We start from the raw sequence: 12,873 nt of genomic DNA, 5'->3' as shown, positions 1-12,873 counted from the left end.
ACCCCGGGACCGGGTCGCGGCACGACCGTGACCCGGTCTTGCCCGTCCGGGATACCCTTGAAGACGCTCATACCGCCCCCGACCCCGAGGACCGACGCCGCCGTGTTCGATACTCTCTCCGATCGCCTCTCAGCGACTTTCAAGAACCTGCGCGGCAAGGGACGGCTCTCCGAGGCGGACATCGACGCCACCGCGCGCGAGATCCGCATCGCGCTGCTCGAGGCGGACGTGGCCCTGCCCGTCGTGCGGACGTTCATCAAGAACGTCAAGGAACGGGCTATGGGCGCCGATGTGTCCAAGGCGCTCAACCCGGCCCAGCAGGTCCTGAAGATCGTCAACGACGAGCTCGTCACGATCCTCGGCGGTGAGACCCGCCGGCTGCGCTTCGCCAAGCAGCCGCCCACCGTGATCATGCTGGCCGGTCTCCAGGGTGCCGGTAAGACCACCCTCGCGGGCAAGCTCGGCCGCTGGCTGAAGGAGCAGGGCCACTCGCCGCTGCTCGTCGCCTGCGACCTCCAGCGCCCCAACGCCGTCAACCAGCTCAGCGTCGTCGCCGAGCGCGCCGGTGTCGCGGTCTACGCCCCGCAGCCGGGCAACGGCGTCGGCGACCCGGTCCAGGTCGCCAAGGACTCCATCGAGTTCGCGAAGTCGAAGGTCCACGACATCGTGATCGTGGACACCGCCGGCCGCCTCGGCATCGACCAGGAGCTGATGCAGCAGGCCGCGGACATCCGCGACGCCGTCTCGCCCGACGAGATCCTCTTCGTCGTCGACGCGATGATCGGCCAGGACGCCGTCAACACCGCCGAGGCCTTCCGTGACGGTGTCGGCTTCGACGGCGTGGTGCTCTCCAAGCTCGACGGCGACGCCCGCGGTGGTGCGGCCCTGTCGATCCGGCAGATCACCGGCAAGCCGATCATGTTCGCGTCGAACGGCGAGAAGCTCGACGACTTCGACGCCTTCCATCCGGACCGGATGGCCTCCCGCATCCTCGACATGGGTGACCTGCTCACCCTGATCGAGCAGGCGGAGAAGACGTTCAGCCAGGAAGAGGCCGAGAAGATGGCCTCCAAGCTGGCGTCCAAGAAGGGCCAGGACTTCACCCTGGACGACTTCCTGGCCCAGATGGAGCAGGTCAGGAAGATGGGCAGCATCAGCAAGCTGCTCGGCATGCTGCCCGGCATGGGCCAGATCAAGGACCAGATCAACAACCTCGACGAGCGGGACGTCGACCGCACCGCCGCGATCATCAAGTCGATGACCCCGGCCGAGCGCCAGGACCCCACGATCATCAACGGCTCGCGCCGCGCGCGTATCGCCAAGGGTTCCGGTGTCGAGGTCAGCGCGGTCAAGGGCCTGGTCGAGCGGTTCTTCGAGGCCCGCAAGATGATGTCTCGCATGGCCCAGGGCGGCGGTATGCCCGGTATGCCGGGGATCCCGGGCATGGGCGGCGGCCCCGGCCGGCAGAAGAAGCAGCCCAAGCAGGCCAAGGGCAAGCAGCGCTCCGGCAACCCGATGAAGCGCCGGCAGCAGGAGCTGGAGGCGGCCCAGCGCCGCGAGGCCCAGGCCCAGGGCGGCAACGCGTTCGGGGTTCCGCAGCAGGGCGCCCAGGACTTCGAGCTGCCGGACGAGTTCAAGAAGTTCATGGGCTGACGCCAGTTCCTGGGCTGACGCCTTTGGGTGTACGTCGCTGAGGGCGCCCTTCCGCCGGGAAGGGCGCCCTCAGCGCATGCCGAGGCCCGGTGTCTGCCGTAACGTCCAGATATGAGCAATGCCGCTCCGCCGCGCAGGGCCCCCGACCAGCCATGGCGCTCCGAGGGCACCCCGGACGAGGGAACACCGCCCCCCGGCGGCTCCGGTGGCAGACGGCCCCGGGGCCGCTGGTGGGGCCTCGCCGTCACCGCGGTGATCGTCTTCCTGATCGTCTACGTCGGACTGAACTACCTCGGCCAGGGCAACGAGCCGACCATCTCGTACACCGAGTTCAGCAAGCAGGTCGACGAGGGCAACGTCGAGAAGATCTACTCCAAGGGCGACGCGATCCAGGGCCAGCTGAAGAAGGCCCGGGACAACCCCGACGACGACGGCACCTACACCCGGTTCAAGACACAGCGCCCCGCCTTCGCGGACGACGACCTCTGGCACAACCTGAGCAGCCACGACGTCACGGTCACCGCCCGGCCGGTCGTGCAGCAGCGCAGTCTGCTCTCCAACCTGCTGATCTCGCTGATCCCGATCGTGCTGCTGGTCGCGGTGTGGGTCTTCTTCGCCCGCAGGTTCGCCGGGGGCCTCGGCGGGGCCGGCGGCATGCTCGGCCGCAAGGCGCCGCCCAAACCGGTCGAGCTGCGGCCCGGCACCCAGCGCACCACCTTCGCCGACGTGGCCGGCATCGACGAGGTCAAGGGCGAGCTGGACGACGTCGTCGACTTCCTGGAACACCCGGACGCCTACCGCAGGATGGGCGCGAAGATGCCCCGCGGGGTGCTGCTCGCGGGCTCGCCCGGCACCGGCAAGACCCTGCTGGCCCGCGCGGTGGCCGGCGAGGCGGGGGTGCCCTTCTTCTCCGCCTCCGCCTCGGAGTTCATCGAGATGATCGTGGGCGTCGGCGCCTCCCGGGTCCGGGAGCTGTTCGCCGAGGCCCGCAAGGTGGCGCCGTCGATCATCTTCATCGACGAGATCGACACCATCGGCCGGGTCCGCAGCGGGGGCGCCTCGGTGAGCGGCCACGACGAACGCGAGCAGACGCTGAACCAGATCCTCACCGAGATGGACGGCTTCTCCGGCTCCGAGGGCGTGATCGTCATCGCCGCGACCAACCGCGCCGACATCCTGGACCCGGCGCTCACCCGGCCCGGCCGCTTCGACCGGGTGGTCAACGTCTCCCCGCCGGACCGCGGCGGACGCGAGGCGATCCTGCGCATCCACACCCGTGAGATCCCGCTAGCCCCGGACGTGGACCTCACCCAGGTGGCCCGCACCACTCCGGGCATGACCGGAGCGGATCTGGCCAATCTCGCCAACGAGGCCGCCCTGCTCGCCGTCAAGCGCAAACAGGGCCAGGTCACCCAGTCCGATCTGTCCGAAGCCCTGGAGAAAGTACAGCTCGGAGCCGAACGCACCCTCGTGATGCCCGAGGAGGACCGCCGCCGCACCGCCTATCACGAGAGCGGCCACGCCCTCCTCGGCATGCTCCAGCCCGGCGCCGACCCCGTCCGCAAGGTCACGATCGTGCCGCGCGGCCGCGCCCTCGGGGTGACCATGTCGACCCCCGAGGTCGAGCGGTACGCGCACTCCGAGCAGTACCTGCGCGGCCGCATCATCGGCGCCCTCGGCGGGATGGCCGCCGAGGAGGTGATCTACGGGGTCGTCACGACCGGCGCCGAGAACGACCTCGAACAGGTCACCAACATCGCGCGCGGCATGGTCGCCCGCTGGGGCATGAGCGACCGGGTCGGCCGGCTCTCCGCCCTGCCCAGCGACGCCCAGCAGGCGTACGGCCTCGCCGCGGCCCCCGCCACCCTCGACGTCATCGACGACGAGATGCGCCGGATCGTCGACGAGTGCTACGAGGAGGCGCTGCACAAACTCCGCGAGCACCGCGGCCAGTTGGACGCCCTGGCCGAGGCGCTGCTGGAGCACGAGACCCTGGAGGAGGCCGACGCGTACCGCGTCGCGGGGATCACCCGCCTGACGAAGGAATCCGACGACCAGGCGTAGAGAAATCAGGGCGTCCGGGCGATCAGGTACCGGAACACGTTCGGCATCCACACCGTGCCGTCCCGCCGGCGGTGGGGGTGCAGGGCCTCCGTCAGCTCCTTGCCGACCTGCTCCTGGTCCGTCGCCGCGACCGCCGTGTCGAACAGGCCCGTCGACAGCAGGCCCCGGACCGCGCTGTCGACCCCGGCGTACCCGAAGGGACAGGCCACCCGCCCGGAACCGTCGAGCCTGAGCCCCGCCCGCTGCGCGGCCTCCTCCAGGTCGTCCCGCAGGGCGGGCCGCAGCCGGCCCGTGCCGCCCGGGAGACCGTCCTCGCCGCCGGAGCGCCGACGGCCCTCAGGCCCGGACGGGTCCGCCGTCGGGTCCGGTCCGGCCGTACCGCGCGCCATGGCGTCCGGTCCGGCCACCGCGCGCAGGACCTCCCAGGTGGCACAGCGCTCCGGCGGACCCCAGCCGACCAGCACCACCGGCGCCCCCCGCTCGGCGAGCGGGACCGCCGTGGTCAGCAGCCCGGCCAGCGCCTCCGCATCGCCCGCGAGACAGCCGATCGGTTCGAAGGCGGTCACCAGGGTGTACGCGGGCGTCTCCGCGTCGGCCGCGTCCCTCGGTGACCGGCTCGGTGACCGGCCGGTCAGCCGGATGCCTCCCCGCGCGCGTGCCTCCCCGGCCGGCGGCAGCAGCCGCTCGCGCGCGAGGGCCAGCCGCTCGGGGGAGCCGGGCTCGACACCGGTGACGGACGCGCCTCTGGAGGCCGCCATCAGCAGGGCCAGCCCGGAGCCGCAGCCGAGGCCGAGCAGCCGGGTGCCGGGGCCCACTTCCAGCCGCTCGTAGACGGCTTCGTAGAGCGGGACCAGCATCCGTTCCTGGATCTCGGACCAGTCACGCGCGCGTGCACCCAGGTCCGCGCGGGGCACCGGCCCCGCGGTGGGAAGGTGCTGTCGCACGAGCACAGGTGTCATGAATAAGCGCCCCATTCCGCCGAGAATTTGCCGCTGTACCGATGAGGTGACCCCCGTGCAGTGCGCTCGCACTTCCCCCGTATGCCAGGTAACTCCCCCTCTGCGGCCGCGTCCAGGGGTCTCGGGGCCCTGCTTGTGGACGCGCTGTGCGAGTGGCGAGAATTCACATTCCGGCAATGTGGACCCGTACCATCGCGCCATGGCCAAGGCACCCGTTCTCACCCCGCGGGCGGACGACTTCCCCCGCTGGTACCAGGATCTGATCAACAAGGCCGAACTGGCCGACAACGGTCCGGTGCGCGGCACCATGGTCATCCGACCGTACGGGTACGGGCTGTGGGAGCGGATGCAGGCCGAGATGGACGCCCGCATCAAGGAGACGGGCACCCAGAACGCGTACTTCCCGCTGCTGATCCCGCAGTCGTACCTCACCCGCGAGGCCGATCACGTCGAGGGATTCGCCCCGGAGCTCGCGGTGGTCACGCACGGCGGCGGCAAGGAGCTGGAGGAGCCGGCGGTGGTCCGTCCCACCTCCGAGATGATCATCAACGAGTACTTCGCCAAGTGGGTCCAGAGCTACCGCGACCTGCCCCTGCTCATCAACCAGTGGGCCAACGTGGTCCGTTGGGAGCTGCGCCCCCGGCTGTTCCTGCGCACGACCGAATTCCTCTGGCAGGAGGGGCACACCGCGCACGCCACGTACGAGGACGCCCGCGACTTCGCCGCCCACATCCACCGGCGGGTCTACGAGGACTTCATGGTGAACGTCCTGGCGATGGACGTGGTCGCCGGCCGCAAGACCACCCGGGAGCGGTTCGCCGGAGCCGTCAACACCCTCACCCTCGAAGGGATGATGGGCGACGGCAAGGCGCTCCAGATGGCCACCAGCCATGAACTGGGCCAGAACTTCGCCAAGGCGTTCCAGACCACGTACCTGTCGAAGGACGGCACGCAGGAACTGGTCTGGCAGACCTCCTGGGGCTCGACGACCCGCATGATCGGCGCCCTGGTGATGATGCACGGCGACGACGACGGGCTGCGGGTGCCGCCCCGGCTGGCGCAGATCCAGGCCGTGATCCTCGCCGTCAAGGGCGACGAGGCGGTTCTCGCCAAGGTCCGCGAGCTGGGCGACCGGCTGAAGGCGGCCGGGATCCGGGTGCACGTCGACGACCGGACCGACGTGCCCTTCGGGCGGCGCGCGGTCGACTGGGAGCTGAAGGGCGTGCCGGTCCGCGTCGAGATCGGGCCGCGCGACCTGGAGAACGGCACGGCGATGCTGGCCCGCCGCATCCCGGGAGGCAAGGAGCCGGTGGCCGTCGACAGCCTCGTACAGCTGCTGCCGTCCGTGCTGGAGGAGGACCAGGCGCTGCTGCTGACGCAGTCGCTGCAGCGGCGCGAGGCGCGGACGGTGGAGGTGGCCACGGCCCGGGAGGCCGTCGAGGCGGCCACCGCCGGCCGCTGGGCGCGCATCCCCTGGGCGGTCCTGGGCGCGGAGGGCGAGGCCGCCCTCGCCGAGCACGCCGTGACCGTACGGTGTCTGGTCGCCGAGGACGGGTCGGTGCCGGACAGCGAGGACGCGCCCGGTAACGTCGCGGTCGTCGCGCGCGCTTACTGAGACGGCGCGCTCCGGCGGGCAGAGCGACCGAAACGCCTCTTGCGCCCCGCCGTACACCTGTTCCCCGGCGCGCGGACGGGGCCTACGCGCCGGGGCGTACGGCGAACTACGCACCACCTTGGGGTGAGCTGTGAGGCTTCTCCGCAGATCAGCGCACCCGCCCTCGTCTCCACGCATCAGCGGCAACTGACGGGTACGTGCAAATTATTTGGGATGCCCCGGAATAGGAACACAGCGGCACCCCCGCTCGTTGTCATTACGTGAGCACGACACAGACACCACCTGTTCTCGCCGCAGAGCTGGCACAGGCGTGGGCCGACATTCAGCGGTACCACCCCGAGCTGCCGGACCTTGCCGCGCCAGAGTCCCTGATCGGGGAGTCGTCGTCCGCCTGCGGTCACGAGCTCTCCTTCGAGCGACTGCTCCATGAGGCAGTCCATGGCATCGCCGCAGCCCGCGGCGTTCGCGACACCTCCCGCGCCGGTCGCTACCACAACCGCAGATTCCTCGCCATCGCCGAGGAGCTGGGCCTGGACCACCCCGAGGAACCGCACCCGAGCAGCGGTTTCTCGCTGGTCACGCTCAACCCCGAGGCCAAGCGCCGCTACCGTCCGACGATCGAGCGCCTCCAGCGGGCCCTCAAGGCCCACACGGCGGCCACCTCCGCCGACAGCACCACCCGCACCTTCCGCGGCCCCGCCGCCCGCCACGGCTCCTCCGGCGGCGGCGTCCGCGTCAAGGCGGTCTGCGACTGCGGTCGCAACGTCCGGGTGGTCCCGTCGGTTCTGGCCCAGGCCCCGATCGTGTGCGGCGGCTGCGGCAAGCCGTTCCGTATCCCCGAGATCGCGGGCGCCGCGTAAGCCGTACGACCGTGATGCACCGGCATCTCGTGGCTGCCGGTTCAGCGTGGTGCGGGGAGCCGTGGTTCCAAGGGCTCCCCGCCGAGCGCCGGGCGCTGCCGAGGCATGCCCGCGCACACCCTCGGCACGAGGCGACCCGTGGGGTGTGGCACAATGGCTAGCTGTACTCGACAGCCGCACAGGACCCCTCTCTCCTCCGGCTGACGCGTCCATCGGGCACTCGGGTACCGCAACCCCACGCGGCTCTCTCGCCGTGCCCAATCACGTCAAAACCAGGAGAGTCCACTCCCGTGGCAGTCAAGATCAAGCTGAAGCGTCTGGGCAAGATCCGTTCGCCTCACTACCGCATCGTCGTCGCCGACTCCCGCACCCGCCGTGACGGCCGTGCGATCGAGGAGATCGGCAAGTACCAGCCGACGTACAACCCGTCGATCATCGAGGTCGACGCGGACCGCGTCGCGTACTGGCTGGGTGTCGGCGCGCAGCCGACCGAGCCCGTGCTCGCCATCCTGAAGAAGACCGGCGACTGGCAGAAGTTCAAGGGCGAGCCCGCCCCGGCTCCGCTGCTCGTGGCCGCGCCCAAGAAGGCGCGCCCCTCGTTCGAGGCCCTGGGCGGCGACGACGAGGGCAAGGGTGAGGCGATCACCCAGAAGAAGAAGGCCGAGAAGAAGGACGAGGCCACCGCTGAGTCCGAGTCGACCGAGGCCTGAGCATGCTCGAGGAGGCTCTCGAGCACCTCGTGAAGGGCATCGTCGACAACCCTGACGATGTGCAGGTCGCCTCGCGCAACCTGCGTCGCGGGCGCGTTCTCGAGGTCCGGGTCCACCCCGACGACCTCGGCAAGGTGATCGGCCGCAACGGCCGCACCGCACGCGCTCTGCGCACCGTCGTGGGCGCCATCGGCGGCCGCGGAGTCCGTGTCGACCTCGTCGACGTGGACCACGTCCGCTGACGTATCGCAGCACCGGCTCGGGCCGGGGAGGGCCATGGGGCCGTCCCCGGCCCGTAGTCGTACTACAGGGAGAACAAGCACAGTGCAGCTGGTAGTCGCTCGCGTCGGCCGCGCCCACGGCATCAAGGGCGAGGTCACCGTCGAGGTCCGTACCGACGAGCCGGAACTCCGGCTCGCGCCCGGCGCCGTACTCGCCACCGATCCCGCCGCCGCGGGACCGCTCACCATCGAGACCGGCCGGGTGCACAGCGGCCGCCTCCTCCTGCGCTTCGAGGGCGTCAAGGACCGCAACGGCGCCGAGGCCCTGCGCAACACGCTCCTGATCGCCGAGATCGACCCGGAGCAGCTGCCGGAGGAAGAGGACGAGTACTACGACCACCAGCTGATCGACCTCGACGTGGTCACCGAGGACGGCACGGAGGTCGGCCGTATCACCGAGATCTCCCACCTGCCCTCCCAGGACCTCTTCATCGTCGAGCGCCCGGACGGCACCGAGGCGATGATCCCGTTCGTCTCCGAGATCGTCGTCGAGATCGACCTGGAGGAGCAGCGGGCCGTCATCGCCCCGCCGCCCGGTCTGATCGACGACCGCGCCGAGATCGACTCCACACGGGACGACGCCGCTGCCGGGGACGACGCCGCCGGGGACGAGTCGTAATGCGCCTCGACGTCGTCACGATCTTCCCCGAGTACCTCGACCCGCTGAACGTCTCCCTCGTCGGCAAGGCACGCGCCCGGGGACAGCTCGACGTACGCGTCCACGACCTGCGGGAATGGACCTACGACCGGCACAACACCGTCGACGACACCCCCTACGGCGGCGGACCCGGCATGGTCATGAAGACCGAGCCCTGGGGCGACGCCCTGGACACCCTCCTCGCCGACGGCTACGAGACCGGCGCCACGCTCCCCGCGATCGTCGTCCCCACCCCGAGCGGCCGCCCCTTCACCCAGGAACTCGCCGTCGAACTCTCCGAGCGGCCCTGGCTGATCTTCACCCCGGCCCGCTACGAGGGCATCGACCGGCGGGTCGTCGACGAGTACGCCACCCGCGTCCCCGTGTACGAGGTCTCCATCGGCGACTACGTGCTCGCCGGCGGCGAGGCGGCCGTCCTCGTCATCACCGAGGCCGTGGCCCGGCTGCTGCCCGGAGTGCTCGGCAACGCCGAGTCCCACCGCGACGACTCCTTCGCGCCCGGCGCCATGGCGAGCCTCCTGGAGGGGCCCGTCTACACCAAGCCGCCCGTCTGGCGGGCGAGGGAGATCCCGGAAGTCCTGCTCAGCGGCCACCACGGCAAGATCGCCCGCTGGCGCCGCGACGAGGCCCTGCGCCGTACGACGGCCCACCGGCCCGACCTGATCGAGCGCTGCGAGCCCCGGGCCTTCGACAAGAAGGACCGCGAGATGCTCTCCATCCTGGGCTGGGCGCCCGACCCCGAGGGCGAGCCGTACGGCCGATTTTGGCGCAGGCCCGAGGCCATGGAACAATAGACCGCTGTTGTGCGCCGTCCGGCGTGCGCCCCTGCCACAGGGGGACACGACGCCCGCCCTGACGCCGCCGGCAGACCTCTTGGAACCCAGCTCCCGCTGATGACCTGTGGCATCGGCGAAGAAAGCAGACGAAATGTCTCACCTGCTCGACTCCGTCGACGCCGCGTCGCTGCGCAGCGACGTCCCGGCCTTCCGCCCGGGCGACACCGTCAACGTCCACGTCCGCGTCATCGAGGGCAACCGCTCTCGTGTGCAGCAGTTCAAGGGCGTCGTCATCCGCCGCCAGGGCGCCGGTGTCCGCGAGACCTTCACGGTCCGCAAGGTCTCTTTCTCCGTCGGCGTCGAGCGCACCTTCCCGGTGCACACCCCGATCGTCGAGAAGATCGAGCTCGTCACCCGCGGTGACGTGCGTCGCGCCAAGCTGTACTACCTCCGTGAGCTGCGCGGCAAGGCCGCGAAGATCAAGGAGAAGCGCGACAACTGAGCCCGCACAGTGGATCCACTGGTGATCCACTGAGCGCACCCGGGTGATCCACAGAAGGGCCGGATAGCATCTGACCCCGATGGACACCGAAGCTCAGCCGACGACGGAGCGCGACCGCTCCTCCCGCCCCCATCAGGGGACCGCGGAGGGCCGGTCGCGTTTCTCGTTGACGGCCCGGATCGCCGCGTGGCTGCCGGGCGGCCGGATCAGCCTCACCCTGCTGATCTGCCTGGTGTTTTTGCTGCTCCTCAACGCTTTCGTGGTCCAACCATTCCAGATTCCCAGCGGATCCATGGAAAACGGATTGAGGATCGGCGACCGCGTTCTCGTAAATAGGTTGGCGTACCGTTTCGGTGCCGGGCCGCAGCGCGGCGACGTCGTCGTGTTCGACGGCACCGAGTACTTCGGGAACTCCGACTACGTCAAACGCGTCGTGGGGGTAGGCGGAGACCACGTGGTCTGCTGCGACAAGGAGGGGAGGATCCGGGTGAACGGCCGGTCGGTCGACGAGTCGTCGTTCCTGTATCCAGGCGACAGCCCGTCCACGGTGGACTTCGACGTCAAGGTTCCCGAGGGCACCCTGTTCGTCCTCGGCGACCACCGCGGCGCCTCCAGCGACTCCCGCGACCACCTGGGCTCACCGGGCGGCGGCATGATCCCCGTGGACCGGGTGATCGGCCGCGCCGACTGGATCGTCTGGCCGTACGGTCATCTCACCCGGCTGTCCCGCCCGAACGCCTACGCGCGCGTGCCCGCCGCGAGCGGCCAGGGGGCGAGCGACGCACGGACGGCGGCGGGTGCCCATGGGTAACCGAGGTAAACCCCGCGGCATCCCCTCCTCGCCCGCGGACCAGCTCCTGCCCACCGGCGCCCGGCGCGCCTCCAGTCCGTCCGGCGGCCGTACGCGCGCGGAACGGCGCAAACTCCAGCGCAAGGTCAAGCGCAAGCGCAGGCGGTCCGCCGCCCGCGAGATACCGCTGCTGGTCGGCGTGGCCGTCCTGATAGCCCTGGTCCTGAAGACCTTCCTGGTGCAGGCCTTCGTGATCCCCTCGGGGTCGATGGAACAGACGATCCGCATCGGCGACCGCGTCCTGGTGGACAAGTTCACCCCGTGGTTCGGCTCCAAGCCGCAGCGCGGGGACGTGGTCGTCTTCAAGGACCCCGGCGGCTGGCTCAACGACGAGACGACCACGACGAAGAAAGCGGACCCCGTCGTCGTCAAGCAGGTCAAGGAAGGGCTCACCTTCATCGGTCTGCTGCCGTCCGACAACGAGAAGGACCTCATCAAGCGGGTCGTCGGCGTGGGCGGCGACCACGTCAAGTGCTGTGACACGCAAGGGCGAGTCACCGTCAACGGCGTTCCCCTGGAAGAGGGAAGTTACCTCTACCCCGGGAACAACCCGTCCGACGCCGCGTTCGACATCACCGTCCCCCAGGGGCGGCTGTGGGTGATGGGCGACCACCGCGCCAACTCCGCGGACTCCCGCTCCCACCAGAACACGGACTACGGCGGCACCGTCTCGGAGGACGAGGTGGTCGGCCGGGCCATGGTGATCGCATGGCCGTTCGGCCACTGGGTACGTCTCAAGGAACCGCAAACTTTCTCTTCCGTGACCGGCTCGGTCGCCACGACGGCGTCCGCCGCCCAGCCGTCGCATAGGGTTGCCCAGGAGGTTCCGACCGGAACGATCCAACAGCTCCCGACCCCTGCGGAACTCCCGCTCGTTATGGGAGTGGTGGGCCTGCGCCGCGCATGGGGCAGGCGGCGGCACGGAGATGGGAGTTGGCGTGGGGGATGTGGCGGTTGGCGCACGGTCCGGGCACGAGGGCGAGGAACACCGCGGACGTCCCGTGGACACCGCCGACCCGGCCGGGGACGGCGCCGTGACCTCCGGGAGTGACCCGGCGGCGGGCGGCGAGGGCCCCCCGTCGGACGAGCCCCCGGGTGGCGGCGGCGACGGTCCGGGCGACCGGACCCCGAACGCGAAGAAGCCGCGCTCCTTCTGGAAGGAGCTGCCGATCCTGATCCTGATCGCGCTCGTCCTCGCGCTGATCATCAAGACCTTCCTGGTGCAGGCGTTCTCGATCCCGTCCGCGTCGATGGAGAACACCCTCAGGGTGGGCGACCGGGTGCTCGTCGACAAGCTGACCCCGTGGTTCGGCTCGGAGCCCGAGCGCGGCGAGGTCGTGGTCTTCCACGACCCGGACAACTGGCTGGCGGGCGAGGCGACGACCGAGCCGAACGCGGTGCAGACCTTCCTCAGCTGGATCGGCCTGATGCCGTCCGCGGAGGAGAAGGACCTGATCAAGCGGGTCATCGGGGTCGGCGGCGACACCGTCTCCTGCAAGGGCACCGGCCCGCTGAAGGTCAACGGCAAGGCGCTGGACGAGCCGTACGTCTACCCCGGGAACACCCCGTGCAGCCAGGACGACCAGGGCGGCCAGTTCACGGTGAAGGTCCCCAAGGGCTTCGTCTGGGTCATGGGCGACCACCGGCAGAACTCGCGGGACTCCCGCTACAACCAGTCGGACGAGAACCACGGCATGGTGCCCGTCGACCAGGTCGTCGGCCGCGCCATCGTCAAGGCCTGGCCGATCACCCGCTGGGGCACGCTGCCGGTGCCGGACACCTTCGACCAGTCCGGGCTGAACGACCAGTCGGCGGCCTCCGCGGCCCTGACGGTCGCCCCGGAGGGCCTCGCGCTCGTCGGCGCGGTCCCGCTGGTCCTGTGGCGCCGCCGGCGCGCGACGGCGGACTCCGCGAACGGCTGATCGCGCCCCCGTCCCGTGTGTAA

13 protein-coding genes are annotated in these 12,873 nt (G+C 70.3%); 12 read left to right on the top strand and 1 reads right to left on the bottom strand.

The features are described 5' to 3' along the window. Positions 1 to 102 precede the first annotated feature (102 nt). Complete coding sequence (gene ffh / locus ABZ464_RS19305; protein ID WP_359278382.1) at positions 103 to 1,653, top strand: signal recognition particle protein; 1,551 nt, start codon at positions 103 to 105, stop codon at positions 1,651 to 1,653. 111 nt (positions 1,654 to 1,764) lie between these two features. Beyond that, entirely contained in the window at positions 1,765 to 3,717 is a 1,953-nt protein-coding gene (gene ftsH, locus ABZ464_RS19300) for an ATP-dependent zinc metalloprotease FtsH (RefSeq protein ID WP_359278379.1), read from the top strand. 5 nt (positions 3,718 to 3,722) lie between these two features. Here the strand turns inward: ftsH and ABZ464_RS19295 are convergent, their stop codons facing one another. Then, positions 3,723 to 4,676, bottom strand: coding sequence for an SAM-dependent methyltransferase (locus ABZ464_RS19295; protein ID WP_359278377.1), 954 nt, complete (start codon positions 4,674 to 4,676; stop codon positions 3,723 to 3,725). Between the two features lie 199 nt (positions 4,677 to 4,875). Here ABZ464_RS19295 and proS point away from each other — a divergent pair, with 199 nt between their 5' ends. From proS to lepB (ABZ464_RS19245), 10 genes are all read left to right on the top strand, one after another. After that, positions 4,876 to 6,291 (top strand): proline--tRNA ligase, encoded by a 1,416-nt coding sequence (gene proS, locus ABZ464_RS19290; RefSeq protein WP_359278374.1) that lies wholly within the window; start codon positions 4,876 to 4,878, stop codon positions 6,289 to 6,291. Positions 6,292 to 6,551: 260 nt separating this feature from the next. Then, positions 6,552 to 7,151: a hypothetical protein gene (locus ABZ464_RS19285; RefSeq protein ID WP_067257435.1), complete on the top strand. Its 600-nt coding sequence runs from the start codon at positions 6,552 to 6,554 to the stop codon at positions 7,149 to 7,151. A 290-nt stretch (positions 7,152 to 7,441) separates the two neighbouring features. After that, positions 7,442 to 7,861 (top strand): 30S ribosomal protein S16, encoded by a 420-nt coding sequence (rpsP, locus tag ABZ464_RS19280; RefSeq protein ID WP_359278369.1) that lies wholly within the window; start codon positions 7,442 to 7,444, stop codon positions 7,859 to 7,861. 2 nt (positions 7,862 to 7,863) lie between these two features. Further along, positions 7,864 to 8,103 carry an RNA-binding protein gene (locus ABZ464_RS19275; RefSeq protein ID WP_003973401.1) on the top strand — a complete coding sequence of 80 codons (240 nt, stop codon included), beginning with the start codon at positions 7,864 to 7,866 and terminating at the stop codon, positions 8,101 to 8,103. An 82-nt stretch (positions 8,104 to 8,185) separates the two neighbouring features. Beyond that, positions 8,186 to 8,761: a ribosome maturation factor RimM gene (gene rimM / locus ABZ464_RS19270; protein WP_359278366.1), complete on the top strand. Its 576-nt coding sequence runs from the start codon at positions 8,186 to 8,188 to the stop codon at positions 8,759 to 8,761. Continuing rightward, positions 8,761 to 9,594, top strand: coding sequence for a tRNA (guanosine(37)-N1)-methyltransferase TrmD (trmD, locus tag ABZ464_RS19265; RefSeq protein ID WP_359278363.1), 834 nt, complete (start codon positions 8,761 to 8,763; stop codon positions 9,592 to 9,594). The genes rimM and trmD overlap by 1 nt, the downstream gene beginning before the upstream one ends. A 133-nt stretch (positions 9,595 to 9,727) precedes the next feature. Further along, positions 9,728 to 10,078: a 50S ribosomal protein L19 gene (gene rplS / locus ABZ464_RS19260; protein ID WP_020128707.1), complete on the top strand. Its 351-nt coding sequence runs from the start codon at positions 9,728 to 9,730 to the stop codon at positions 10,076 to 10,078. A gap of 79 nt (positions 10,079 to 10,157) precedes the next feature. Further along, the gene (gene lepB / locus ABZ464_RS19255) at positions 10,158 to 10,889 is read left to right on the top strand and encodes a signal peptidase I (protein ID WP_359278360.1); all 732 of its coding nucleotides are present in this window, start codon (positions 10,158 to 10,160) and stop codon (positions 10,887 to 10,889) included. After that, positions 10,882 to 11,979, top strand: a complete 1,098-nt coding sequence (gene lepB, locus ABZ464_RS19250; protein WP_359278357.1) for a signal peptidase I — start codon at positions 10,882 to 10,884, stop codon at positions 11,977 to 11,979. Before lepB (ABZ464_RS19255) ends, lepB (ABZ464_RS19250) begins: the two co-directional genes overlap by 8 nt. Next, entirely contained in the window at positions 11,867 to 12,850 is a 984-nt protein-coding gene (gene lepB, locus ABZ464_RS19245; RefSeq protein ID WP_359278354.1) for a signal peptidase I, read from the top strand. Before lepB (ABZ464_RS19250) ends, lepB (ABZ464_RS19245) begins: the two co-directional genes overlap by 113 nt. The last annotated feature ends 23 nt before the right edge of the window (positions 12,851 to 12,873 follow it).

This window comes from Streptomyces sp. NPDC005820 (genome assembly GCF_040630255.1).
Lineage (GTDB): Bacteria > Actinomycetota > Actinomycetes > Streptomycetales > Streptomycetaceae > Streptomyces.
The sequence above is the reverse complement of the archived record's forward strand: the minus strand, read 5'-3'. Positions and strand labels throughout refer to the sequence as shown.